The organism is Allobosea sp. LjRoot237 (genome assembly GCF_964253285.1).
In the GTDB taxonomy this organism is placed as follows: Bacteria; Pseudomonadota; Alphaproteobacteria; order Rhizobiales; family Beijerinckiaceae; genus Allobosea.
In genome coordinates this window covers 4563883-4588061 of record NZ_CAXUQP020000001.1, presented here as the reverse complement: position 1 = coordinate 4588061, position 24179 = coordinate 4563883, and the positions used below count along the sequence as shown (strand labels likewise).

General features: G+C 66.8%; 20 protein-coding genes and 2 pseudogenes. 13 read left to right on the top strand and 9 right to left on the bottom strand.

Features of this window, described 5'->3' with window-relative positions; genetic code table 11:
- Window positions 1-411: 411 nt before the first annotated feature.
- From ACSQ24_RS22390 to ACSQ24_RS22380, 3 genes and pseudogenes are all read left to right on the top strand, one after another.
- Window positions 412-1329 (top strand): annotated as a pseudogene (locus tag ACSQ24_RS22390) (YifB family Mg chelatase-like AAA ATPase); the annotation flags it as partial.
- A 106-nt stretch (window positions 1330-1435) separates the two neighbouring features.
- Complete coding sequence (locus ACSQ24_RS22385; RefSeq protein ID WP_436096813.1) at window positions 1436-3532, top strand: response regulator; 2097 nt, start codon at window positions 1436-1438, stop codon at window positions 3530-3532.
- A gap of 125 nt (window positions 3533-3657) precedes the next feature.
- Window positions 3658-4614, top strand: a complete 957-nt coding sequence (locus ACSQ24_RS22380) for a GNAT family N-acetyltransferase (RefSeq protein ID WP_436096812.1) — start codon at window positions 3658-3660, stop codon at window positions 4612-4614.
- Window positions 4615-4621: 7 nt separating this feature from the next.
- Here ACSQ24_RS22380 and ACSQ24_RS22375 read toward each other — a convergent pair whose 3' ends face one another.
- The 3 genes from ACSQ24_RS22375 to ACSQ24_RS22365 are packed head-to-tail and all read right to left on the bottom strand — an operon-like array spanning window position 4622 to window position 7313.
- Window positions 4622-5488, bottom strand: coding sequence for an SDR family oxidoreductase (locus ACSQ24_RS22375; RefSeq protein WP_436096811.1), 867 nt, complete (start codon window positions 5486-5488; stop codon window positions 4622-4624).
- Window positions 5485-6723 (bottom strand): tRNA epoxyqueuosine(34) reductase QueG, encoded by a 1239-nt coding sequence (gene queG / locus ACSQ24_RS22370; RefSeq protein WP_436096810.1) that lies wholly within the window; start codon window positions 6721-6723, stop codon window positions 5485-5487. Before queG ends, ACSQ24_RS22375 begins: the two co-directional genes overlap by 4 nt.
- Entirely contained in the window at window positions 6621-7313 is a 693-nt protein-coding gene (locus ACSQ24_RS22365) for a glutathione S-transferase family protein (protein ID WP_436096809.1), read from the bottom strand. The genes queG and ACSQ24_RS22365 overlap by 103 nt, the downstream gene beginning before the upstream one ends.
- A gap of 241 nt (window positions 7314-7554) precedes the next feature.
- On the opposite strand from ACSQ24_RS22365, the gene ACSQ24_RS22360 reads away from it, so the two are divergent.
- Window positions 7555-8355: an undecaprenyl-diphosphate phosphatase gene (locus tag ACSQ24_RS22360; protein WP_436096808.1), complete on the top strand. Its 801-nt coding sequence runs from the start codon at window positions 7555-7557 to the stop codon at window positions 8353-8355.
- A gap of 175 nt (window positions 8356-8530) precedes the next feature.
- Here ACSQ24_RS22360 and ACSQ24_RS22355 read toward each other — a convergent pair whose 3' ends face one another.
- Window positions 8531-9439 carry a LysR substrate-binding domain-containing protein gene (locus ACSQ24_RS22355; protein ID WP_436096807.1) on the bottom strand — a complete coding sequence of 303 codons (909 nt, stop codon included), beginning with the start codon at window positions 9437-9439 and terminating at the stop codon, window positions 8531-8533.
- A gap of 85 nt (window positions 9440-9524) precedes the next feature.
- On the opposite strand from ACSQ24_RS22355, the gene ACSQ24_RS22350 reads away from it, so the two are divergent.
- Window positions 9525-10727, top strand: coding sequence for a 4-oxalomesaconate tautomerase (locus ACSQ24_RS22350; protein WP_436096806.1), 1203 nt, complete (start codon window positions 9525-9527; stop codon window positions 10725-10727).
- Window positions 10660-11646: a Bug family tripartite tricarboxylate transporter substrate binding protein gene (locus ACSQ24_RS22345; protein ID WP_436096805.1), complete on the top strand. Its 987-nt coding sequence runs from the start codon at window positions 10660-10662 to the stop codon at window positions 11644-11646. The genes ACSQ24_RS22350 and ACSQ24_RS22345 overlap by 68 nt, the downstream gene beginning before the upstream one ends.
- A 149-nt stretch (window positions 11647-11795) precedes the next feature.
- Here the strand turns inward: ACSQ24_RS22345 and nth are convergent, their stop codons facing one another.
- Entirely contained in the window at window positions 11796-12497 is a 702-nt protein-coding gene (gene nth / locus ACSQ24_RS22340) for an endonuclease III (RefSeq protein WP_436096804.1), read from the bottom strand.
- 20 nt (window positions 12498-12517) lie between these two features.
- Between nth and ACSQ24_RS22335 the strand changes: the two genes are divergently transcribed.
- The gene (locus ACSQ24_RS22335; protein WP_436096803.1) at window positions 12518-13045 is read left to right on the top strand and encodes a DUF2244 domain-containing protein; all 528 of its coding nucleotides are present in this window, start codon (window positions 12518-12520) and stop codon (window positions 13043-13045) included.
- Window positions 13046-13047: 2 nt separating this feature from the next.
- Window positions 13048-13575 (top strand): hypothetical protein, encoded by a 528-nt coding sequence (locus tag ACSQ24_RS22330; protein ID WP_436096802.1) that lies wholly within the window; start codon window positions 13048-13050, stop codon window positions 13573-13575.
- A gap of 7 nt (window positions 13576-13582) precedes the next feature.
- Here the strand turns inward: ACSQ24_RS22330 and ACSQ24_RS22325 are convergent.
- Window positions 13583-14184, bottom strand: a pseudogene (locus ACSQ24_RS22325) (class I SAM-dependent DNA methyltransferase).
- Window positions 14185-14382: 198 nt separating this feature from the next.
- Here ACSQ24_RS22325 and ACSQ24_RS22320 point away from each other — a divergent pair.
- A complete protein-coding gene (locus ACSQ24_RS22320; RefSeq protein ID WP_436097948.1) occupies window positions 14383-15288 on the top strand; it encodes a methylated-DNA--[protein]-cysteine S-methyltransferase in 906 nt (301 codons plus the stop codon).
- A gap of 8 nt (window positions 15289-15296) precedes the next feature.
- Here ACSQ24_RS22320 and ACSQ24_RS22315 read toward each other — a convergent pair whose 3' ends face one another.
- A complete protein-coding gene (locus ACSQ24_RS22315) occupies window positions 15297-16199 on the bottom strand; it encodes a hypothetical protein (RefSeq protein WP_436096801.1) in 903 nt (300 codons plus the stop codon).
- Between the two features lie 459 nt (window positions 16200-16658).
- Here ACSQ24_RS22315 and dnaK point away from each other — a divergent pair, with 459 nt between their 5' ends.
- Both dnaK and dnaJ read left to right on the top strand, forming a co-directional pair.
- Window positions 16659-18581: a molecular chaperone DnaK gene (dnaK, locus tag ACSQ24_RS22310; RefSeq protein WP_436096800.1), complete on the top strand. Its 1923-nt coding sequence runs from the start codon at window positions 16659-16661 to the stop codon at window positions 18579-18581.
- 129 nt (window positions 18582-18710) lie between these two features.
- The gene (gene dnaJ, locus ACSQ24_RS22305; protein ID WP_436096799.1) at window positions 18711-19841 is read left to right on the top strand and encodes a molecular chaperone DnaJ; all 1131 of its coding nucleotides are present in this window, start codon (window positions 18711-18713) and stop codon (window positions 19839-19841) included.
- Between the two features lie 55 nt (window positions 19842-19896).
- Here dnaJ and ACSQ24_RS22300 read toward each other — a convergent pair whose 3' ends face one another.
- Window positions 19897-20088 (bottom strand): CsbD family protein, encoded by a 192-nt coding sequence (locus ACSQ24_RS22300; protein ID WP_110490147.1) that lies wholly within the window; start codon window positions 20086-20088, stop codon window positions 19897-19899.
- An 87-nt stretch (window positions 20089-20175) separates the two neighbouring features.
- On the bottom strand, window positions 20176-20997 hold the full coding sequence (locus tag ACSQ24_RS22295) for a helix-turn-helix domain-containing protein (RefSeq protein ID WP_436096798.1): 822 nt from the start codon (window positions 20995-20997) through the stop codon (window positions 20176-20178).
- A gap of 132 nt (window positions 20998-21129) precedes the next feature.
- Here ACSQ24_RS22295 and ACSQ24_RS22290 point away from each other — a divergent pair, with 132 nt between their 5' ends.
- On the top strand, window positions 21130-21543 hold the full coding sequence (locus ACSQ24_RS22290) for a hypothetical protein (protein ID WP_436096797.1): 414 nt from the start codon (window positions 21130-21132) through the stop codon (window positions 21541-21543).
- A gap of 293 nt (window positions 21544-21836) precedes the next feature.
- Entirely contained in the window at window positions 21837-24038 is a 2202-nt protein-coding gene (locus ACSQ24_RS22285) for an esterase-like activity of phytase family protein (RefSeq protein ID WP_436096796.1), read from the top strand.
- Window positions 24039-24179 lie beyond the last annotated feature (141 nt).

Below are 24179 nucleotides of genomic sequence, written 5' to 3'. Positions count from 1 at the left end.
CCGCCTAGCTTACCACGCAACGAGCCACTCCGACCTACTATGCTCTTTGGTCCTGCCGGGCTCGTCCTAGGGTCAAGGCTTAACGTACCCAGCATGAGACGAGCGGCGAGGCAGAGCGAGGCCAGATAGTTCCTGGCAAGCTTCGTGTCGGGTTCCCTTCGCCCGCGTACTGTTCAGTCGGATCGCGCAAGAAACCAGGCCGGCCCAGTGAGAACGTCAGCTTTCAGGAAGGGCTCTAATGTCCGGAAATGGCGCTTCAGGGCTGTTGATCAGCTTTTGCTGATGTCAATTTCCCTTCCGGTTATGGATTGGTTCGTCACAAGAGAAAAAGTATCCGCCGGGCAATTTCGAATTTAAACGTGATAATTTAAATATATGTGGCTAGGTATTCTATAGAATTGGCGAATTCCATCCGGCGGACGCTTAATTCTCATGAACGGTCCGCCCGGTGCGGGCAAGTCGATGCTGGCGAGCCGTCTGCCGTCGATCCTGCCGCCGCTCGATCCGCGCGAATTGCTCGAGGTTTCGATGGTGCTCTCGGTCGCCGGCCATCTCGCCGACGGCGAATTAACCGACCGGCGTCCCTTCCGCGCGCCACACCATTCGGCCTCGATGGCGGCGCTCGTCGGCGGCGGCCTGCAAGCAAAGCCGGGCGAGATCTCGCTTGCCCACCACGGCGTGCTGTTCCTTGACGAATTGCCGGAATTCCAGGCACAGGCGCTCGATGCGCTGCGCCAGCCAATGGAGACCGGCGAAGTACTGATCTCGCGCGCCAACCACCGCGCCGTCTATCCCGCGAAGTTCCAGCTCGTCGCGGCGATGAACCCCTGCCGCTGCGGCAAGGCGACCGAGCCAGGCTATGCCTGTCGTCGCCAACCGAACGAGCGCTGCATGGCGGGCTACCAGGCCAAGATCTCGGGCCCGATGCTCGACCGGATCGACATCACCATCGAGGTGCCGGCACTGACGGCGGCAGACCTCATTCTGCCAGCTGCGCTTGAAGGCTCGGCCGAGGTCGCCGCCCGCGTCGCGGCGGCCCGCGCCCGCCAGTCGACGCGTTATGGCGCGCTTGGACTTCCGGGCGGTACCACCAATGCCCGCTGCCCGGCCGCGCTGCTCGATGAGGTGGCGCGGCCGGACGCATCCGGGCTCGCGCTCCTGCGCAGCGCCGCCGATGTGATGCGGCTGACGGCGCGCGGCTATCACCGCGTGCTCAAGGTCGCCCGCACGCTCGCCGATCTCGATGGCGAAGAGCAGCTCGGGCGCATCCATCTCGCCGAGGCGCTGTCCTATCGCTCGCGCATCGACCAGGCAGCGCAGGCGGCGTGATCGCCCCAATCCATGCTGAAAGGTTAACGAAACCATTCAAACCATTCCGCATCCTCGCGGATGGGGCGAACGCTTTCTCAAGAGGGTGGATGCTAGATGGGATGGCATGATCGAGCCGCTGTCCCCACTCGCCTTGCTGGCAGGCGCTGCCGTTGCCGTGGCCATAGCCTGCGCCTTCGTCGCTTTCCGGCTGCTGCGGGAGCGCCAGCAGGTCACGCGGCAGGCGAAGGCGTTGACGCGTGATGTCGAGAAGCTGAGCGACCGGCTCTGGGAACTTGCCGACAGCGAGGAGCGCTATCGCAGCCTGATCGAGGCGCAGGGCGATCTGATCGTGCGCCGCAGCGAGGGCCGGATCGTCTACGCCAATGCCGCCTATGCGGCGCTCATCGGCAAGAGCGAGGCCGAGGCTGTCGGCAGCAGCGAGCAGCCGCGCGTGCGCAGCGCCCGGCCCGTGCAGGCGTTGCCTGGTGGAGCCCGAGTCTTCGACGAATGCATCGAGACGGACGGCGGCGAGCGCTGGCTGTCCTGGGTCGAGACGGTCGTCCCGGTCGCTGCGGGGCAGACCGTGCTGCAGCGCGTCGGCCGCGAGATCAGCGGGCGCATCGCCGCCGAAACCGCCCTGGAGGAGGCGCGGAGCAAGGCCGAGGACGCGAGCGCCGCCAAGTCGCGCTTCCTGGCGACCGTCAGCCACGAGTTCCGCACCCCGCTCAACGGTATCCTCGGCATGGCCGATCTGCTCGGCGACACCAGGCTCGACCCGGAGCAGGCGACCTATGTCAAGGCGCTGCGGACATCCGGCGAGGCGCTGCTCGGCCTTGTCGACGACATCCTCGATTTCGCCAAGGTCGAGGCCGGCAAGCTCGAACTTGTTGATGCCCCGTTCGATCCTGCCGCGCTGATCGAGGACATCACCGAGTTGATGGCGCCGCGCGCCCAGGCCAAGGGCGTCGAGATCTCCGCATTGCTCGGATCGGACGTGCCGCAACGGCTCGTCGGCGACGCTGAGCGGCTGCGTCAGATCCTGCTCAATCTCGTCGGCAATGCTGTGAAATTCACCGATGACGGCGGCGTGGGCATCGAGGCGGATGCCGTCGGGGACGAGTTCATCGTCGCCATCGCCGATACCGGCCCGGGCATCCCGGCGGAACGGCTGGCGACGATCTTCGAGGAATTCGAGCAAGGCGGCCTGACCGGGCATCGCGAACAGGCCGGCACTGGCCTCGGCCTCGCCATCGCGCGTCGGCTCGCCCGCGCCATGGGCGGGGATGTCGAGGCGAATAACCGGGAAGGTGGCGGCGCGCTGTTCCGGCTGAGCGTGCCGTTGCGCGTCGACGAGACCACAGGTCCGCCCACCGCGTTGCCGGATTGGCAGGGCAGGCATATCCTGGTCGCATCGTCGGCGCCGTTCAGCGCCGCACATATCGCTGCCAGTATCGAGTGGACTGGAGCACAGGTCCGCCGGGCCGCTGATCACACGCAGGCCCTGGCCGCGCTGACCGGCGATTCGATCCTGTCCGCGGTACTGGTCGACAGCAATCTCCCGGGCGGCGAGGTCGCAGGGGTGGCGGCTGCGGCGCGGCGGGCCGGCGTCGCCGATGTCGTGATCATGCTGGCGCCGGCCGAGCGCCGCAGCTTTGGCTCGCCCTACGCCGCCGGCTTCAGCGGGTTCCTCGTCAAGCCGGTCCGGGCGCGCTCGCTGCAGGTTCGGCTCGATCCGGTGGAACGTTCGCAGACCGTCGCGGCTGCGGCGCCCGCGGCCGATCCTTCGATACAGCCGTCTGGCGCCGGCTTGCGGGTCCTCGTTGCCGAGGACAACGAGATCAACGCGTTGCTGCTGACGCGCACCCTGGAGAGGCTCGGCTGCACGGCGGTGTGGGCGCGCGATGGCGGTGAGGCTGTTCGCCTCGTCGAAGCGGCTTTCGGCGAGGCCGGGCAGGGCTTCGATCTCGTCCTTCTCGACATCCGCATGCCGGTCCAGGACGGCTTGGCTGTCGCGCGCCGGATTCGCGCCGTCGAGGCGGGGCTCGGTACCGCCCGGCTGCCGATTCTCGCTGTCACCGCCAATACCGCGGAGGAGGACCGCCAGCAGGCGCTTGCCGCCGGCATGGACGATTGCCTGGCTAAACCGCTCTCGCGCGAGCAGTTGCGTGGTTGGATCGACCATATTTCGCGCTTGCGAACGGCGCAGCTGCTCTCTGCCTGAACCCGGCTGTGCTTTACAGGCGGTTGGCTTCGTCATCGCACTGACGTAGTTTTGTCGCGATCCCGTAAGACGGTCGGCGCAGAGCTGTCATGCGCCGACCTGAGGCCGGAGAGGGCATACCGTCTATGACGCGCGACGTTTTTCAGGGGGCTCGTCAGCCGGCAAAGCAGAAGCTGGCCGGCCAGGCCCTGTTGCAGCGTTTCTCGCCCTCGAACTTGTTGGCTGCCGGCAAGCAGCTCGGCGGCTTCGGTTTTCCCGGTCCCGATGCCCTGTCCGGCACGCTCGGGCGCTCCGGCTCGCTCGAAGTCAGGCTGGCCCGCGGCCCGCGCGAGATCTGGCGGGCGCAGCGCCTGCGTTATCGAGTCTTTTATCAGGAGATGTCGGCCAAACCCGACGTGGTTTCGCGCATGTTCCGGCGGGACGCCGACCGATTCGACGCCGTCTGCGACCATCTCCTTGTCATCGACCATGCCGCGCGCGGCCGTTTCGGCGGCATCAAGCCCAAGGTGGTCGGCACCTACCGGCTGATGCGCGAGCAGGCCGTGGCGAAGCTCGGCGGCTTCTACACGCAATCCGAATTCGATATCGCACCGCTCCTGGCGCGCCATCCTGATCTGCGCTTCCTCGAGCTCGGCCGCTCCTGCGTGCTGAAGCCCTACCGCACCAAGAAGACGGTCGAGCTGCTCTGGCACGGCATCTGGGCCTATTGCCGGCATCATCGCATCGACGCGATGTTCGGCTGCGCCAGCTTCGACGGCGTCGACCCCGACATGCTGGCGCTGCCATTGAGCTTCATCCACCACCACGCCACGGCCCAGGGCGATTGGCGGGTCGTGGCTCAGCCTGAGCGCCAGATCGCGATGGATCGCCTGCCAGCCGGCATGATCGACGCCAAGCTCGCGCTGAAATGCCTGCCGCCGCTGGTGAAGGGCTATCTGCGCGTCGGCGCCCGCTTCGGTTCCGGCGCCGTGATCGACAGGCAGTTCGGCACTACCGATGTGCTGGTCATCCTGCCGGTGACCGCGATCGACCGGCGCTATATCGAGTATCTCGACGGCGACGCCGGCCGCTACGCCGCCTGATTCGCGGTCACGCGCTCGCTTCAGCGAGGTCGCGCAGCGCCTGCCGATAATCCGGATAACGGAAAGCATAGCCGAGTTCGCGCTTCACCAGCGCATTCGAGACCCGCTTGTTCTCCCCATAGAAGCTTGCTGCCATCGGCGAGAGTTTTGCCGGGTCGAACGGTGTTTCCGGCGGCGGTTCCAGCCTGGCCACCTCAGCCGCAAAGCTGACGACATCCTGCGGCGGCGCCGGCTCGTCATCGGTGACGTTGTAGACCGCGCCGGGACGCGGCTTCTCGAGCGAAGCCATCAGCACGCCGGCGATATCGTCGACATGGATGCGGTTGAAGACCTGGCCGGGCTTGATCAGGCGGTTGGCGGTGCCGGCCTGCAATTTGGTGATCGCATTGCGGCCGGGGCCATAGATGCCCGACAGGCGGAAGATCTGCACCGTCTTGCCGCTTTTCGCTCCGAAGGCGAGCCAGTCCTGCTCGATCTCCAATCGCTGGCGCGAACGCCGGCTGGTCGGCCGGCATTGCGCGCTCTCGTCGATCCAGGCGCCGCCATGGTCGCCATAGACGCCGATGGTCGAGAGATAGCCGATCCAGCGCAGGTTCTCGGCCGCCGCAAGCTTGTCGGCGAGCGCGCCGAGCACCGGGTCGCCGCTCTCGTCGGGCTGGGCCGAGACGAGGACCGCATCCGCCTCGGCTAGCACTTTGGCGAGCGGGGTCGATACAGCGAAGCCGCCGAAGACCAATGTGTGCAGCCCCTGCCGGCTGAGCTCACCGGCCTTCTCGGCCGAGCGCACCGTGCCGGTGACATCCCAGCCCTTCGCCTGGGCGGTGCGCGCAAAGAATCCGGCCGAGTAGCCGAGGCCGAAGATGACGAGCTTCATGCAGGTTCCAGTTCGTTCGGATCGAGACGGGCCCATTCGCCCCGGACATCGGGGTCGGTTTCCCACGCGAGCCTTGCCGGTGCGAGTTCAGCAGCGCGGGCAGGCGAAAGCCGCCCGAGCGCCCAGGTCGCCATCGCCCTGACCAGCGGCGAGGCATCGTCGAGCAGAGCTTCGGCGCTGGCGGCCAGTGCCGGGTTGCCGCTGTTGCCGATCGCGATCAGCACATTGCGGGTGAAGCGGTCGCGGCCGGTCCGCTTGACCGGCGTGCCGGCAAAGAGCGCGCGGAACGTGGCGTCGTCGAGCGCGGCGAGCTTCGCCAGCGGCAGCGCATCGAGCTCGTCCTTCAGCGCCAGGCGCGTCTCGTGCGCAGCCTCGGCGAACTTGTTCCAGGGGCAGACGGCGAGGCAGTCGTCGCAGCCGAAGATGCGATTTCCGATACCCTCGCGGAATTCAGGCTCGATATGGCCCTGATGCTCGATCGTGAGGTAAGCGATGCAGCGCCGCGAATCGAGCTGGTAGGGCGCCGGAAAGGCTTTGGTCGGGCAGATGTCGAGGCAGCGCGTGCACGAGCCGCAATGATCGCGCTCCGGCTCGTCAGGCGGCAGTTCGGCTGAGGTGTAGATCGCGCCGAGGAAAAGCCAGGCGCCATGCTGGCGCGAGACCAGTACGGTCTGCTTGCCCTGCCAACCGAGGCCGGCGGCCTGAGCGAGAGGCTTTTCCATCACCGGGGCGGTGTCGACGAAGACCTTGACCTCGGCTTCGCCGCGCGCCGCGAGCACGCCGGCGACGCTCTTCAGCTTGCCCTTGATCACGTCGTGATAATCGCGCCGGCGAGCATAAAGCGAGATCGCGCCGCGGTCGCGCTGCTCCAGGATGGCGAGCGGGTCGCCTTCACCGGCATAGCTCATGCCGAGCATGACGACCGAACGGGCGGCCGGCCACAGGGTCGCCGGGTCGGCGCGCTCCGCCGTGCGCTCGGTCAGCCAGGTCATCTCGCCGTGATGGCCAGCCTCGAGCCAGCCGGCGAGGCGCTGCGGCGCTTCGGGAATCGCATCGACGGGCGCGACGCGCATGACCACAAAGCCCTCGGCCTTGGCGCGAGCGGCGATCGCGGCCTTGAGCTTGTCGCCGCTCAGAAGTCCAGGTCGTCGTAATGGGCTGAGGGCGCCATTCCGGGAATCCGGTCGCTCAGCAGCGGCCGGAAGCTCGGTCTGGACTTGATCCTCGCATACCATGCGCGGGCGGCCTCATCCTCGTCCCAGGGCACATCGCCGAGATAGTCGACGCAAGACAGATGCGCCGCCGCGGCGAGATCGGCATAGCTCAGATTGTCGCCGGCGAGCCAGTTCCGTTTCGCCGTCAGCCAGGCGATGTAGCGCAGATGATAGCGCACATTGCCGCGCGCCGCGCGGATCGCGCTCATTTCCGGCGGGCCGCCGCCCTCGTCCCGGTTCATGAAGCGCTTCATCACCTTCTCCAGCACGAGCGGAGCGGTGATCTCCTCATTGAACTTGATGTTGAACCAGTCGAGCAGCCGGCGCACTTCGATCCGCCCGCCCGGCCCCTCCGGCAGCAGGCGCCGCTCGCCCAGCGCCAGTCCGCGTGTCTCGTCGAGATATTCGGCGATCGGCCCGGGACCCGGAATGACGAGCCCGCTATCCTCGCGCAGGACAGGGGTCGTTCCGGCCGGATTGAGCTCGAGGAATTCCCGCCGCCGTTCCCAGACGCGCTCCTCGACCAGCGCGGCGTCGAGGCCGAACTCGCCGAGCGCGAGCCGGATGAAACGCGAATGCGGGCAAAGCGGATAATGGTGAAGCGTGGCCATCGAACTGCTGGAAAGAGGGGAGGTTCGGCGGGGGTAGGCAGGCGCCTGATGCGGCGCAATAGAGCGCCCTCGTATAGGCCTGCCGGCTAAGCCTCACAACCCGGGGCCGGGAAAAGGGGCGGATTGCACGGGAATCCTTGCCGATCTGGTAACCAATTTGCAAAGACCGTACGCGATAGCATTAACGCGCGCGCCAAGCTTTTGTTGCGCCGCACCCGCAAGGCTCGGAAGGATCCCTCGCATGCATGACCTGATCGTCGCAGCCGTGCTCGGCGTGGTCGAGGGGCTGACCGAATTCCTGCCGGTGTCCTCGACCGGCCATCTGCTCCTGCTCGGGCATTTCCTCGGCTTCGAATCCAAGGGCAAGGCCTTCGAGATCCTGGTTCAGCTCGGTGCGATCCTGGCGATCCTGCTGGTCTATTTTCGCCGCCTGCTCGACATCGCGCTGCGCCTGCCGACCGACCCTTCCGCGCGGCGCTTCGTCATCGGCGTGCTCGTCGCCTTTCTGCCGGCGGCAGTGATCGGCGCATTGGCGCATGGCTTCATCAAGGGCGTGCTGTTCAACAGTCCATTTCTGATCTGCTGCACGCTGATCGCCGGCGGCCTCGTCCTGCTCGTTGTCGACGAGCTCGAACTCGAGGTGAAGCATCACGACGCGACGAAATTCCCGCTATCGATGTATCTCAAGATCGGTTTCATCCAGTGCCTCGCCATGGTGCCGGGTGTCTCGCGCTCCGGCTCGACCATTGTCGGCGCGATGCTGCTCGGCGCCGACAAGCGGGCCGCGGCCGAGTTCTCCTTCTTCCTGGCCATGCCGACCATGGCCGGCGCCTTCGCCTACGACCTGATGAAGAACTACAAGGAGCTGGCTGGGAGCGACATCGCGCTCATCGGCGTCGGCTTCGTCACCGCCTTCATCTCGGCGCTGATCGTGGTGCGCAGCTTCCTGGATTTCGTCTCGAAGCGCGGCTTCACACCCTTCGCCTGGTGGCGGATCATCGTCGGCTCGGCCGGTCTCGCCGGGCTCTGGGTCTTCGGCTGAGGATAGGCACGGAACCTCTACCGTCATTGCGAGGAGGCTTCAGCCGGCCAAGCAATCCAGGGAGACGTAGAGCGAGCCCTCCTGGATTGCTTCGCTACGCTCGCAATGACGGCGCGCGTCGTGTTCATGGATTCCGGGCTCGCCGCCCTGCGTCACCCCGAAGGACGGCGCAGGCTTACCCCGGCACCGGCCCGCGCCAGGTTCCGAGCAGCATCTCCAGGAAGCGCTCCGCCGCCGGCGCCAGCTTGACGCCGCGGCGCCTGACCACCCCGATGGTGCGTGAGACCTCGGGATCGCGGATTGGTCGCGTCACGATAATCGGATGGTTCTCGCCCGGCGTCGCCAGCTTCGGCAGCACCGAGATGCCTAAGCCCGCCTCGACCAGGCCGAGCGAGGTCGAGAGGTGCGTCACCTCGAAGGACCAGTCGAGCCGGACTCCGACCTTGACCAGCGCCGCGTCGAGGATGGCGCGATTGCCGCTGCTGCGGCTGACGGTGACCAGCGGGTGACCTTCGAGATCGCCCCAGTTCAGCGCTGATTTCGACGCCAGCGCATGGTCGTGCCGGCAGGCGAGTACGAACGGATCGTCCATCAGCGGCTCGAAGTTGAGCTCGGCATCGGAGCCACCGATCAGGTTGATACCGAACTCGACCTCGCCGCGCGCCACCGCTTCCAGCCCGTCATTGGCCGACAGGTCGAGGATGCGGAAGCGGATGTTGGGATACTGCGTCTGGAAGCGGGCGATCACCGAGGGCAGGAAGTAGAAGGCGGCGGTCGGCACGCAGGCGAGTGCGATCTGCCCGGCGCGGCGGCCGCCGAGATCGCGCATCGCGAAGATCGAGCTGTCGAACTCGTCGAGCATGCGCCGGACCAGCGGCAGCATCTCGCGCCCGACCATGGTCAGCGCCACCCGGCGCGTCGTCCGCTCCAGCAGGGCCGCGCCGACCGCGCTTTCCAGCCGCTGGATGCGCCGGCTGAGCGCCGGCTGGGACATGTTGAGTGCCTCGGCGGCGCGGTGGAAGCCGCCGAGCTCGACGACCGAAATGAAGGCGCGCAGATCGAGGGCTTCGAAATTGATGCTCATGACGCATTAATAGCGCCGATCTCTGCATTTCACAGCGATTATCCGATTTGAGAAGAGGAGGCATCGCCAACCTTGGGTGACGCCCTTGTCCGCTCCCTTCCAGCTTCCGCACGCCCAGGCCCTGCGCATCCCCTGCGTGCTGATGCGCGGCGGCACCTCGCGCGGCCCGTTCTTCCTGGCAAGCGATTTGCCCAGCGATCCGGCGGCCCGGAACCGTGTCCTGCTCGCCGCCATGGGCTCGCCGCATCTGCTTCAGCTCGACGGGCTCGGCGGCGGCAATTCGCTGACCAGCAAGGTCGCGATCGTCAGCCGCTCCAGCCGGCCGGATGCCGATGTCGATTATCTCTTCGCCCAGGTTGCGGTCGAGCGCGCCCATGTCGATCTCAGCCCGAATTGCGGCAACATGCTCTCCGCCGTCGGCCCCTTCGCCATCGAGGCCGGCCTGGTGCTGGCAGTCGACGGCGAGACGATCGTACGCATCCACAACCGCAACACCGGCGCGCTGATCGAGGCGGCCGTGCAGACGCCCGGCGGCGTCGTCGCTTATGACGGCTTGACCGCGATCGACGGCGTTGCCGGCACGGCAGCTCCGATCAGGCTGGGCTTCCTTCAAGCCGTCGGCTCGAAGACCGGCGCATTGCTACCGACCGGCCTCGCTCGCGAGGAGATCGACGGCGTTCCGGTGACGCTGATCGACTACGCCACGCCGATGCTGCTGCTGCGGGCCGCCGATCTTGGCCTCACTGGCGACGAGACGCCGGCGGAGCTCGATGCCAACACCGCGCTGCTGGCGCGGCTGGAACAGCTGCGCCGCGAAGCGGGTCGGCGCATGGGCCTCGGCGACGTTACCGGCCGCGTCATTCCCAAGGTCGGCGTGCTTTCGCCTGCGCGCCGCGGCGGCAGCCTGACCTCGCGCTATTTCACGCCGGATCGCTGCCATCGCAGCCATGCGGTCACCGGGGCGCTTTGCGTCGCCGCTGCGAGCCGCATCGCCGGCAGCGCCGCCGCCGAGATGCTCAGTCCAGAGACCGGCTCGTTGGTGACGATCGAGCACCCGAGCGGCGCCATCCAGGTCGACCTTTCGCTCGACGCCGCCGGTCAGGTGACGCGCGCGAGCCTGGTGCGCACCGCGCGCCGCATCTTCGAAGGAAACGTCATCGTCCCCGCAAGCACGATCCTCGCGCTTGCAGAGAGGGCGGAAACGGGAGGAGAACTGACCCATGACGATCACGCGCCGCCACCTCTGCAGCCTGCTGACGGCCGCCGCGGCCAGCGCCTGCCTGCCTGAGTTCGCGCAAGCCCAGGCCGCTTTCCCGGACCGGCCGATGAAGCTGCTGGTGCCCTACGCCGCCGGCGGCGGCACGGACGCGATTGCGCGCCTCGTCGCGCAGGGCGTCGGCGAGCGGCTCGGCCAGTCGCTGGTGGTCGAGAACAACGGCTCGGCCGGCGGCAACCTCGCCACCGCCCAGGCGGCGGCAGCCTCGCCGGACGGCTACACCGTGCTGATGGCCAACCAGGGCCCGATGGTGGTCAACCCGCATTTGTTCAAGAATGTCAGGGTCGATCCGCTCGCCGCCTTCGACCCGCTGACACTGATCTCGGCGGCGCCGCTCGTCGTGGTGGTCTCGCCGAACTCGCCGCACAAGACCTTGGCCGAGCTCGTCAGCCACGCCCAGAAGAACCCGGGCAAGCTGACCTATGGCTCGGCCGGCAACGGCTCCGCCAGCCATCTGGCGACGATCCTGCTCGCGCAGACTGCGCAGTTCGAGGCCGTGCACGTGCCCTATCGCGGCGCCGGGCCTGCGCTGACCGACCTGCTCGCCGGCAACAGCGATTTCATGATCACCACGGTGCCGTCGGTGCTCGGCCTGATCGAGGGCGGCAAGGTCAAGGCGCTGGCGGTGACCGGCAAGGCGCGCGCCAAGCTCTTTCCGGAAGTGCCGTCCGTGGCGGAGAGTGGCTGGGCGGATTACGAGGCGACGGCCTGGTACGGCTTCGTTGTGCCCAGGGGCACGCCGAAGGGCGTCGCCGCCAAGCTGCGCCAGGCGACGGTCGAGGCCATCAACAGCGAGCTCATCCGCGAGCGCCTGCAGAACGAAGGCGCCGAGCCGATCGGCAACAAGCCCGAGGAGTTCGCGGCGATGATGGAAGCGGAATCGCGCCGCTGGGCCGGGATCATCAAGCAGGCCCGCCTCGCCATCAACTGAGTGAGCCGGGCAAATTAAGCCCATAGCCCTCATCCTGAGGAGCGCTCGCAGAGCGCGTCTCGAAGGATGCTTCAGGAGGCTCAGGAGACAGCTGGATCATCCTTCGAGACGGCCGCTGACGCGGCCTCCTCAGGATGAGGGCTGTAAGATCAGATCACCCGCTTGTCGGGCGAATCGCAGAGATCGGCGACGACGCAAGCTTCGCAGGCCGGACGCAGCGCCTTGCAGGTGTAGCGTCCGTGCAGGATCAGCCAGTGATGCGCGTGCCGGCCGAATTCGGCCGGTACCGCCTTTTCCAGCCCGAGCTCGACCTGCAGCACGTTCTTGCCGGGCGCGATGCGCAGGCGGTTGGCGACGCGGAAGACATGAGTGTCGACCGCGTGCGTGATTTCGCCGAAGGCGATGTTGAGCACGACATTTGCGGTCTTGCGGCCGACGCCTGGCAGGCTCTCCAACGCTTCGCGCGCGATCGGGACCTCGCCCCCGAACTCCGAGATCAGCTTCTGGCTGAGCGCGATCACGTTCTTCGCCTTGTTGCGGTAGAGCCCGATCGTCTTGATCAGCTCGCGCACCTTGTCCTCGCCGAGGGCGAGCATCTTTTGCGGCGTGTCGGCGAGCTCGAACAGTTTTTTGGTCGCCTTGTTGACGCCGACATCGGTCGCCTGAGCCGAGAGCACCACGGCGACTAGGAGCGTGAAGGCGTTGACATAGTCGAGCTCGCCCTTCGGTTCGGGCCTCGCCTGCCGGAAACGGCTGAAGATCTCGTAGATATCGGCAGCGCTGCGCGGCTTCGGCAGCGTGCTTCGTGTCGGCGTCAGGCTGCGGCGTTTTTGGCTGTTCGGCACGGGCATCGCGGCGTTATAATCTGCGGATGACCTTGGGCAAGCCCGATTCAAAGGGTGGAGGCGAAGCGGCTGAGCGGCCGGTCTTCGACGCGACGATCACGCCGCATCGCTCGCTCGGTCAGGACGGTTTCCGCATCGTGATGACCCTGGTCTGCATGATCAGCGTAGCAGCCTCGATTCCTTTCGTGGTGCTCGGCGCCTGGCCGGTCGCCGGCTTCTTCGGTCTCGACGCTATCGCGCTGTTCATCGCCTTCAAGGTCAATTTCAACGCCGCACGGGCCTTCGAGCGCATCGTTGTGACCCCGCTCGAAGTGCTGCTGCGCAAGGTCTCTCATCACGGCCGCGAGAAGATCTGGCGCTCCAATCCCGCCTGGACCAGGCTCGAGCGTGAGGATGACGAGGATTACGGACTGCTCGCGCTTTCGCTGGTCGCGCGAGGCCAGCGAACCGTGGTCGCGTCCGCGCTCTCGCCACAGGAGCGCGAAGGTTTCGCGCAGGCGCTCGGCACCGCGCTCGCCAAGGCGAAGCGCGGCCCGGATTTCGAACCGGCCTGAGCATGGCCGCGACGATCATCCCGCTGATTGCGTGGGCGGTGGTTTTGATCACACTCGGCGCCACCTTGCGGGCCACGCTGCGCAAGTCTCGCGCAGGCTCAGTGGCTGAAATCAGTGACGGCGAGGCGAGGGTGCGCGCCTATGGCCTCGTCCTGCGTGACAAGCTCGATCGCGCCTTGTTCGGTCCGGCGTTGGCCGGTCAGGTCTGGGATCGCGTCATGGAACGCCCTGCCGGCGAGGGCCTGATCCATGAGTTCCACCGCGACTTCTGCGGCCACGGCCTGATCCGCACGCAAGCCGGCATCAAGCTTTGCGACATCCTGGACGGTCATCATCCAGGCGAGGCGATAGCGGAATGGCGCTCGCGCGAGGAATTCGTCGCCTTCTTCGCCGAGCAGTCCGACTATAGCTGCAGCGGCTGGGACGAGACCTCGCCGGTCTTCTTCACCAGCGACGAATGGCACCGCAACAACCAGCGCCTGACCCGCGAGAAGCTGCTGCGCTTCCTGGCGGGGCCGCTACCGGCCTGAGTCGCACTCAGTGCAACCGGGCCAGCCAGACGGTATGGCCGCCGCAATCGGGGTCCTCGACAACGTGCTCGACGACCGCGAAACCGTTCTCGTGCAGCAGGGCGCGATATTCGGCCGGGTCGAGGCTGGCATGATAAAGCGGCTCGCCCTCGAAGCTGCCGACCGCCTCGCCATGACTAGGACCGCTGGTGAAGAGCAGCGCCGCCCCATTGCTCGCATGGTTGCGGAAGAGCGGGAACATCCGGCGTTGGTCGTCAGGCGTCAGATGAAAAAACTGTCCCAGGCGATCAGCCCGTCGAAGCGTCGGCCGAGCGCGAGCGCGCGCATGTCGGCGACCTGCCAGACCTGCCGCGGGAAGCGCTCGCGGCAGAGCGCGATCAGCGGCTCAGATGAATCGATGCCGGTGACCGCGCAGCCGCGTTCGATCAGATGCCGGGCGATCGGCTCGCCCATGCCGCAGCCGATATCAAGAACTGACGGGTTTGCGGGCGGCAGCGACCGGAAGCGATCGAGCCAACGTGCCTCCGTCAGCTTTCGGCCGCGCTGCTGGTCATAGGCGGTGGCATGACGCTCATAGAGAGAGGCGATGGCATCGGCGGAACTGGTCATCCGCCAACTTCTACGCGCCATCGCTGGCGGAGACGAGCTTGTCAGCTTTCGGGTGGGAGACGCATGCTGACATGACTAGCTTCGTGAGCATGAGATTGAGATCGCGAGGATAGAAAGATGAACGCTCACTCCAGCTTCCGAACTGCAATGAAACCGATCACCGTCTCCAATGCAGTGCTCGCTCGCGCCACTGAGGCCATGCCTTCGGAGGCCGATTTTCCGTCGGCCGCGCCCGGCTCGGATTATGATACGGTGCGTCGCATCCTCTCCTACATCACCAACAACTGGCGCCAGCAGCCGACGATCGAGGCGATCGCCGATGCCGCCGGTGCGACCCCGACGGACGTGCACCACCTGTTCCGCCGCTGGTGCGGGCTGACGCCCAAGGCCTTCCTGCAGGCGATCACGCTCGACAACGCCAAGGGCCTGCTGGCCTCCTCCGCCAGCATCCTCGACACCAGTTTCGAGGTCGGCCTCTCCGGGCCGGGCCGCCTGCACGACCTCTTCGTCACCCATGAGGCGATGTCACCGGGCGAGTGGAAGGCCGGCGGCGAGGGCTTGCGGCTGTCCTATGGCTTCCACATCTCGCCCTTCGGCGAAGCGCTGATCGTGGTGACCGAGCGCGGGCTCGCCGGCCTCGGCTGGGTCTCGAACAGCCTCGATGGCGGCAAGGTGATCGGCGGCCGGGCCGAGGCGCTTGCCGACATGATGCGGCGCTGGCCGCATGCGGACTACCGCTTCGACCCGCAGGCGACGGCGCCCTATGCCAGCCGCATCTTCGAGCCGGGCAGCTGGTCGCCGCAGACGCCGCTGCGCGTCGTGCTGATCGGCACCGATTTCGAGGTCCGCGTCTGGGAGACGCTGCTGCGCATCCCCGTCGGCTGCGCCACGACCTATGGCGACGTCGCCGGTCATATCGGCAAGCCCTCGGCGGCCCGTGCGGTCGGCGCGGCGGTCGGCAAGAACCCGATCTCCTTCGTCGTTCCCTGCCATCGCGTGATCGGCAAGTCGGGCGCGCTCACCGGCTACCATTGGGGACTGACGCGCAAGCGCGCCATCCTCGGCTGGGAGGCTGGGCAGGTCGCGAGTGGTCAGGCGGCCTGAGGTAAAATCTACTGAGTGGCCGGAGCGGGCGCCGCCATAGGCGGGGGCGCCCGTCTCGCCGTGGCCGGGCGCGGCTTGGCCGTCTCGGGCTTCGGTTCGGGCAGGCCGAGCCGAGAACGGATCGAGGCGGCGCGTGCCTCGGTCACGCGAGCTCCGCAGAATCCATGCGAGCCTTCGCGCTGGAAGTCGCGGCAGATCTGCTCGCGCTCCGAGGAGAAACCCGCCTGCTCGCGAGCGATAGAGCGCTGCTCCGGCAGGTCGGCCTTGGCCGAGAGCGCGCGAAAGCCCTCTCGGACAGCCGTCTCGGCCTTGCTGCGCTCGCCGTCGATCTCCTTGGCGCGGGCGGGAAGCGTGCGCACATCCGGCCCCCAGACGCCGCGCGGATCGATGCGGCAGGCGGCAGCCTCGATCACGCAGGGCTGCTCGGGCCCGACCACCAGGAAAGCGCCCTCCAGCACGTCGAAGACGATCGGGCAGGCCGGGGCCTCGAGCTTGTAGCGCGCCAGTCCCGCCGGTTTGCCGAGCGAGGTCACGGGCACAGGCGCGTCGCCGAAGGAGATCGCGCATGGCTCTGTGAGGTTGCTGGACTGGAAGCCTTCGGCGCGCAATTTCAGGCCATAGCCACTGCCGGTCTTCTCCAGCGTTGCTTCGCCGAAACTGCCATTGCGGCGCAGTGGCTTGCCGAGGATCGAGTCTTCCCCGGGAATCCTGATCGCCGGCATGGTACGCGGGCGCGGCGTTGCCGGTCCGCTGATCGAGGCCGGCGCCGACTGCTGGGCACCGGGCGCGTTGAAGGGCTGCGCGCCGGGCAATTGCAGCGGCTGCGCCAGAGCCACGCCCACAAGGCCAAGCCAAGCCAGCGCTGCGCCAGCGGCGAGACGGTGGGCGGTCGGGCGGCGAGTCGTGGTCACGGCTGGTTCCGGTTGCGCAAGGTTCTTTTGCATGAATTGGCCGGGCTTGCTGCGCAAGAGCATGAAGGCAACACTTATCCAGAATGGTCAGCGCTGCGAATTCTGTGCAGGACACCGCTCAAAGCCGATTCTTAATCCGGCTCCGTGCCTTGCAAGCAGGGCGTCACCCTCCCTATATACGCCGCCAAGCGGTGGTTTTGTCGACCATCGAGGCCGGATTGCGCCAGGCACGAGCACCGACGTGCGAGCGCTGAAACGCAGGACCGGTCGATCTTTATTCTAACCGGCGGCCGAAACCGGGCCGGGGCCAAAGCCTCGTTCCGTCACTTCGCCGCCAGACGTGGATATCCCGGGTTCGTTCGCCGCGGAAGGTGGGGGCGATCCGGGGCCATGGGCCGGAGGACGGCGCCTCGTGCGCGGGCTTTCCGGCGATCTGCTAAATCGAAAGGGATCCCATCCATGGGTAAAGTCATCGGTATCGACCTCGGAACGACCAATTCCTGCGTTGCAGTGATGGAAGGGTCGACGCCCAAGGTCATCGAGAATTCGGAAGGCGCCCGCACCACGCCGTCCATCGTCGCCATCACGGATGACGGCGAGCGTCTGGTCGGCCAGCCGGCGAAGCGCCAGGCGGTGACCAATCCGGAGCGCACCTTTTTTGCCATCAAGCGCCTGATCGGGCGTACCTTCGACGATCCGATGACCAAGAAGGACATCGATCTCGTCCCCTACAAGATCAAGAAGGCCCCGTCCGGCGACGCCTGGGTCGAGGCCGACGGCAAGGATTACTCGCCCTCGCAGATCTCCGCCTTCACGCTGACGAAGATGAAGGAGACCGCGGAGGCCTATCTCGGCCAGCCGGTCACCCAGGCGGTCATCACCGTCCCGGCTTATTTCAACGACGCCCAGCGCCAGGCCACCAAGGATGCCGGCCGCATCGCCGGCCTCGAGGTGCTGCGCATCATCAACGAGCCGACTGCGGCCGCGCTCGCCTATGGCCTCGACAAGAAGCAGGCCGGCACCATCGCGGTCTACGACCTCGGCGGCGGCACCTTCGACGTCTCGGTCCTCGAGATCGGCGACGGCGTCTTCGAGGTGAAGTCGACCAATGGCGACACCTTCCTCGGCGGCGAGGACTTCGACATGCGCCTGGTCGAGTACCTGGCGGACGAGTTCAAGCGCGAGCAGGGCATCGACCTGAAGAAGGACAAGCTCGCTCTGCAGCGCCTGAAGGAAGCTGCCGAGAAGGCCAAGATCGAGCTCTCGACGACTGCGCAGACCGAGATCAACCTGCCCTACATCACGGCGGACGCCTCCGGTCCCAAGCACCTCGCCATCAAGCTTTCGCGCGCCAAGTTCGAGAGCCTGGTCGACGACCTGATCCAGCGCACCATCGAGCCCTGCCGCAAGGCGCTCAAGGATGCCGGACTGTCGGCTGGCCAGATCGACGAGGTCGTCCTGGTCGGCGGCATGACCCGCATGCCGAAGGTCCAGGAGGTGGTGAAGCAGTTCTTCGGCAAGGAGCCGCACAAGGGCGTCAACCCTGACGAGGTCGTCGCCATCGGCGCCGCGATCCAGGCCGGCGTGCTGCAGGGCGACGTCAAGGACGTGCTGCTGCTCGACGTGACCCCGCTGTCGCTCGGTATCGAGACGCTGGGTGGCGTGTTCACCCGCCTGATCGACCGCAACACCACGATCCCGACCAAGAAGAGCCAGGTCTTCTCGACCGCCGAGGACAATCAGGGCGCGGTGACGATCCGGGTCTTCCAGGGCGAGCGCGAGATGGCGGCCGACAACAAGATGCTCGGCCAGTTCGACCTGATGGGCATTCCGCCGGCTCCGCGCGGCATGCCGCAGATCGAGGTGACCTTCGACATCGACGCCAACGGCATCGTCTCGGTGACGGCGAAGGACAAGGCCACCAACAAGGAACAGCAGATCCGTATCCAGGCGTCTGGCGGCCTCTCCGAGGCCGAGATCCAGAAGATGGTGAAGGATGCCGAGGCGAACGCCGCCGACGACAAGAAGCGTCGTGAGCTGGTCGAGGCCAAGAACCAGGGCGAGAGCCTCGTGCACTCGACCGAGAAGTCGCTGAAGGATTATGGCGACAAGGTTTCGGAAGCCGACAGGGGCGCGATCGAGACCGCGCTCGAGGGCCTCAGGACTGCGCTGACCGGCGAGGACGTCGAGGCGATTTCCTCGCGCACCAACGAGCTGATGCAGGCGTCGATGAAGCTTGGCGAGGCGATGTATGCCGCCAGCCAGGCCGAAGCGAACGCTCCCGAGGGCGCCGCTGCCGAGGAGCCGAAGAAGGACGACGTCATCGACGCCGACTTCAAGGACGTCAGCGACGACAAGGGCGACAAGAAGAAGAGCGCCTGAAGCGCTTGCCATCGATCATGACGGATGGCCGGGCTTGACCCGGCCATTGCGTTAAGGCGATGGCGTCGGCGGGAGGTGACTCGCTGGCCCGCACGAAAGGTGCGGGACGGCGCAGGGGCAGCTGGTTGAATGTCGAAGCGCGACTATTACGAAATCCTCGGGGTCTCCCGGACTGCGACGGAGGTCGAGCTCAAGGGCTCGTTCCGCAAGCTCGCCATGCAGCACCACCCGGACAAGAATCCGGGCGACAAGCAGGCCGAGCTCAAGTTCAAGGAACTCAACGAGGCCTATCAGGTTCTCTCCGACGGCCAGAAGCGCGCAGCCTATGACCGCTATGGCCATCAGGCCTTCGAGAATGGCGGCGGCGGCGGTGGTCCGGCCGACATGTCGGACTTCATGTCCGACATCTTCGAATCCTTCTTCGGCGAAGGCCGGGGCCGCGGCCCGCGCGGGGCCAACTCCCGCGAGCGCGGTGCCGATTTGCGCTACAATCTCGAGATCGGCCTCGAAGACGCCTATGCCGGCAAGAACGAGACCATCCGGGTGCCGACCTCGGTCTCCTGCGAGGTCTGTTCCGGCACCGGCGCCAAGGCGGGCTCTAAGTCGCGCCAGTGCCCGACCTGCGGCGGCCATGGCCGCGTTCGCGCCAGCCAGGGCTTCTTCTCGGTCGAGCGCACCTGCCCGACCTGCGGCGGCCGCGGCGAGATCATCGACGATCCCTGCACCGGCTGCCAGGGCGCCGGCCGCGTCACGCGCGAGCGCACGCTCTCGGTCAACATCCCGGCCGGCGTCGAGGACGGCACCCGCATCCGCCTTGCCGGCGAGGGCGAGGCGGGCTTGCGCGGCGGCCCGGCGGGCGATCTCTACATTTTCCTCTCGATCAAGCCGCACGCGATCTTCCAGCGCGACGGCGCCGACCTGTTCTGCCGGGTGCCGATCGGCCTGACCTCGGCGGCGCTTGGCGGCGAGATCGAGGTGCCGACGCTGAATGGCGAAAAGGCCCGGGTGAAAATTCCGGAAGGCACCCAGACCGGCAAGCAGTTCCGTCTCAAGGCCAAGGGCATGAGCGTGTTGCGCTCGCGCGAAATGGGCGATCTCTACATCCAGGTCCTGGTCGAGACGCCGCAGAAGCTCACCGCCCGCCAGCGCGAACTGCTGATGGAATTCGAGCGCGAGAGCTCGGGCGCCACCCATCCCGAGACCGCCGGCTTCTTCGGCCGGGTCAAGGATTTCCTCGGCGGCCTCGGCGGCGCGGCCTGAGATAAAGAAACGGGCGCCTTGCGGCGCCCGCTTTTTTTCGGGGCCGACCTTGCGGTCAGGCCTTGTCGATCACCTTCTTGACGGCGTCCTTGGTCTTGCCGACCGCCTGCTGGGCTTCGCCCTTGCGCTCCTGCGCGATGCCCTCGGCTTGCAGCCCGGGCTTGTTCAGCGCCTTGCCGGCGGCCTGCTTGACGTTGCCGGCGGCTTCGTTGGCCATGCCCTTGATCTTGTCGGCGGTGCTGCCCATGGACGTTTTCCTCCTCGATCGATGCGTCATCGACGCTTTGGCGCCGGTCCGCAGGGAGAACGTCACGGCCGAGCTTTGGTTCCGGTCTCAGGCGGGCGAATTGACCGCTGCGATCGCCCGCAGCGCCCGGCCCGTCGCCTCGTCTGCCGGGAAGAAGGTCTCCAGCGCCAGCTCCGACAAGGTGACGTCGACCGGCGTGCCGAACACCGTCGTCGTCGAGATCAGCGAGAGCACCGCCTCGCCCAACTGCAACTGCAGCGGCACGACGATCGGCGGCTCTACCTCCTCCTGCGCTCTACCCTTGGTGGCCGGAACAGCGGGAACGGGGTAGCTCAGCAATTCAGTCAAGAGCTCCGCCAGCAGCGGATCGGCGGTGGCGCGGATCTGCTGGCGCAGCCGTGCGATTAGGTGGCCGCGCCATTCGGCGAGGTTGAGGATCGCCGGGGCGAGCCCGCGCGGATGCAGACTGAGCCTGAGCACATTGACCGGCGGGCGCAGCAGATCGGTGTCCTCGACCACTGCCAGCAGCGGCGCGATCATCCTGTTCGCCGCGAGCAGGGTCCAGTGCCGGTCGATCGCCACCGCCGGGTAGGGCTCGTGCCCCTTGAGCAGCATGTCGATCGCGCTGCGCGCCGCCTGCAGACCGGGGTCCTCCAGCGAACGTTCGAGATAGACCGGCGCATAACCGGCCGAAAGCAGGAGCGCGTTGCGCTCGCGCAAGGGCACGCCGAGGTGCTCGGCCAAGAGCAGGACCATGTCCCGGCTCGGCGCCGAACGGCCGCTTTCGATGAAGCTGAGATGCTTCTGCGAAATCTCGGCTTCGAGGGCGAGATCGAGCTGGCTGAGACGGCGCAACTGGCGCCAGTCGCGGATGAGATGCCCGATCACGGGCTGCCGGTGCTTGTTCATAGGCGCAAGCTAGCCGCAAGCCGGGGCGCCTTCCAATTACCTCCCGCTTAATCGACGGGCCGCTTAGGCTTCGTCAGCATGGCTTCCATCAGCAACGGCCCTGACGAGAACGGGCCCAATTGGAGAACAGCCATGGCCTTCATCCAGTCCTCGCGTTTCCTGCGTAATGCTCTCGCTCTCGACGCCGCCGCCTGCGCTGGCACCGGCCTGCTGCTCAGCCTCGGCGCCGGTGCGCTCTCCAGCCACCTCGGCTTCCCCGCCGAGTTCCTGCGCGGCGCCGGTCTCCTGCTCCTGCCTTGCGCCGCCGCGCTAGCCTTCTTCGCCAGCCGGGTGCGCCTGCCGCGGCTCGCGGTTTACGCCGTGATCGGCGTCAATATCCTCTGGGTCGCCGACAGTGTGCTGATCCTGGTCGCCGGCTGGTTCGCGCCGACCACGCTCGGCATCGCCTTCGTCCTGGCCCAAGCCGCGGCGGTCGCCGTCGTCACCGAGCTCGAAGTGATCGGCCTGAAGAAGTCGGTTTCAACGGAGGCCGAGGCGGTCATCTGAGGCCGCTACCTGACGAGATAGGGCGCGGGGAACCCTCTCCCGGGTGGGAGAGGGCAGGGTGAGGGACCGCCCGCAAACGTCAAGCCTCGGATACTGATATGGCTGACGCGTGCATCGCGCGACTTATCCTGCACTGTCTGGCCCTCACCCCTACCCCTCTCCCACACGGGAGAGGGGATCCCGCGTTCTATGAAGCTGCGTTGCGACAAGGCGCGTCTGTCACGCAACTGTCGCATGCGCTGACTAGCCGGAAGATCCGCCGCCTCGACGCCCCCGCGAGACAGGATCATCCGATGCGCAAGCCCTTCGCCCTCGCAGCTCTCGCGACGCTCCTGCTCGCCGGCATCGCCCTGGCTGAGCCGAATTTCAACCGCATCGCGACCTTCCAGGTGCCGCTGAACCTGCCGGCCGACCGTGACGCGAAAAAGAAGACGGTCGCGGAGATCATCACCGCCAACGAGGCCGGGACCCTGCTCGCCTATACCGACGCCGAGCAGAAGGCGATCGGCCTCATCGACATCAGCACGGCCAATGCCCCCAAGCCTGCCGGCTTCATTCCGGTCGGTGGCGAGCCGACCTCGGTCGTCATCCTCGGCGAGCGCGCCTTCGCGGTCGTCGTCTCGTCCGGCGACAACTTCAAGGAGCCGGCCGGGCATCTCGCCACCATCGACCTCAAGACGAAGCAGGTCACGGCGACATGCGAGCTCGGCGGCCAGCCCGACTCGATCACCCTGACCAAGGACAAGGGCAAGCTCGCCATCGTCATCGAGAACGAGCGCGACGAGAAGCTGAACAAGGGCGACCTGCCGCAGCTTCCCGCCGGCAATCTCACACTGATCGGCATCAAAGGCGGCGAGGCAGATTGCGCCTCGAAGCAGATCGTCGATCTCACCGGCATCGCCGCGGTCGAGCCGACTGATCCGGAGCCGGAATTCGTCGACGTCAATCAGGACGGCCTCGCCGTGGTGACGCTGCAGGAGAACAACCACCTTGCCGTGGTCGATACCAGGACCGGCAAGCTCGTCGCGCATTTCCCGGCCGGCACCGCCGATCTCAAGAACATCGACAAGACCCGCGACGGCCAGATCAAGCCGACCGAGGAACTGAAGAGCGTACCGCGCGAACCGGACGCGGTGCGCTGGCTCGACAATGACCGGTTCGTCACCGCCAATGAGGGCGACTGGAAAGGCGGTTCGCGCGGCTTCACCATTTTCCGCAAGGACGGCACGGTCGAGTTCGACTCAGGCAACATGGTCGACCATGTCGCGATCCGCCTCGGCCACTATCCGGAGCGCCGCTCCGCCGCCAAGGGCAGCGAGCCGGAGGGCATCGAGGTCGGCACTTACGGCGGTGACCGCCTGATCTTCGTCGGGCTCGAGCGCGCTTCGCTGGTCCTCGTCTTCAAGGACGAGGGAGCGGGCCGTGCGCCGCGCTTCCTGCAGGCTCTGCCGGGTGGCATCGCGCCGGAAGGCCTGCTCGCCATCCCGCAGCGCAATCTCTTCGTCAGCGCCTCAGAGGCCGATCTTGGCGAGAAGGGCGGGGCGCGTTCGGCCGTGACGATATACGAGCGCAGCGAGGCGCCGGCGGCCTATCCGACCATCGTCTCGGCCGATGTCGATGGCGCTCCGCTCGGCTGGGGCGCGCTGTCGGGCCTCGCCGCCCATCCCGAGCTGCCGGGCCGGCTCTTCAGCGTCACCGACAGCGCCTATACGCCCTCGCGCATCATCGAGATCGACGCGACGAAGAAGCCGGCGACGATCACCGGCGCGCTCACCGTGACCAAGGATGGCAAGCCCGCCTCCTACGATCTCGAAGCGATCGCGACGCGTCCGGGCGGCGGCTTCTGGCTGGCCTCGGAAGGCGCGCCGGAGCGCAAGGAGAAGCCGACGCAGAACCTGCTGCTGCGCGTCTCGGCCAAGGGCGAGGTCGAGGACGAGATCGCCCTGCCGGAGGATTTCGCCGCCAAGGCGATCAACCAGGGCTATGAGGGCGTCGCCGTCACCGGCACGGGCCAGGACGAGACGGTCTGGATCGCCGTCCAGCGCGAGTGGAAGGACGACCCCAAGGGCAAGGTCAAGCTCCTGACCTACAAGCCCTCCACCAAGAGCTGGGGCATCCTCTATTACCCGCTGACGGCTCCCGCTGCCGGCGCCTGGATGGGCCTGTCGGAGCTGGCCTATCTCGGCGACGAGACCTTCGCGGTGATCGAGCGCGACAACCAGTTCGGCGCCAAGGCGGTGAAGACGCTGGCGATCTTTTCGGTCAAGGGCCTGAAGCCGGCGCCGTTCGGCTCCTCCGAGATTCCGACCGTCGAGAAGAAGCTGCTGCGCGACCTGACGCCGGATCTGATGAAGCTCGGCGGTTACGGGCTCGACAAGGTCGAGGGCATGGCGGTCGACAAGGCCGGCGACCTCTTCGTCGTCACCGACAATGACGGCGTCGACGACTCCTCCGGCGAGACCCAGTTCTTCGCCTTCGGGACACTGGCGAAGTAAGGCTCGTTCCGTCCGTTTCCATCGGGGCTCGGGAGGGGCCGGCAGCAAGAAGGGGTGTGCCGCTTCCTGAAAAGCCGCGCAGGTTTTCCTTTTGTTCATCATCACGGGATTCGACCCGCGTCCCTGAGGACTTGATGTTGG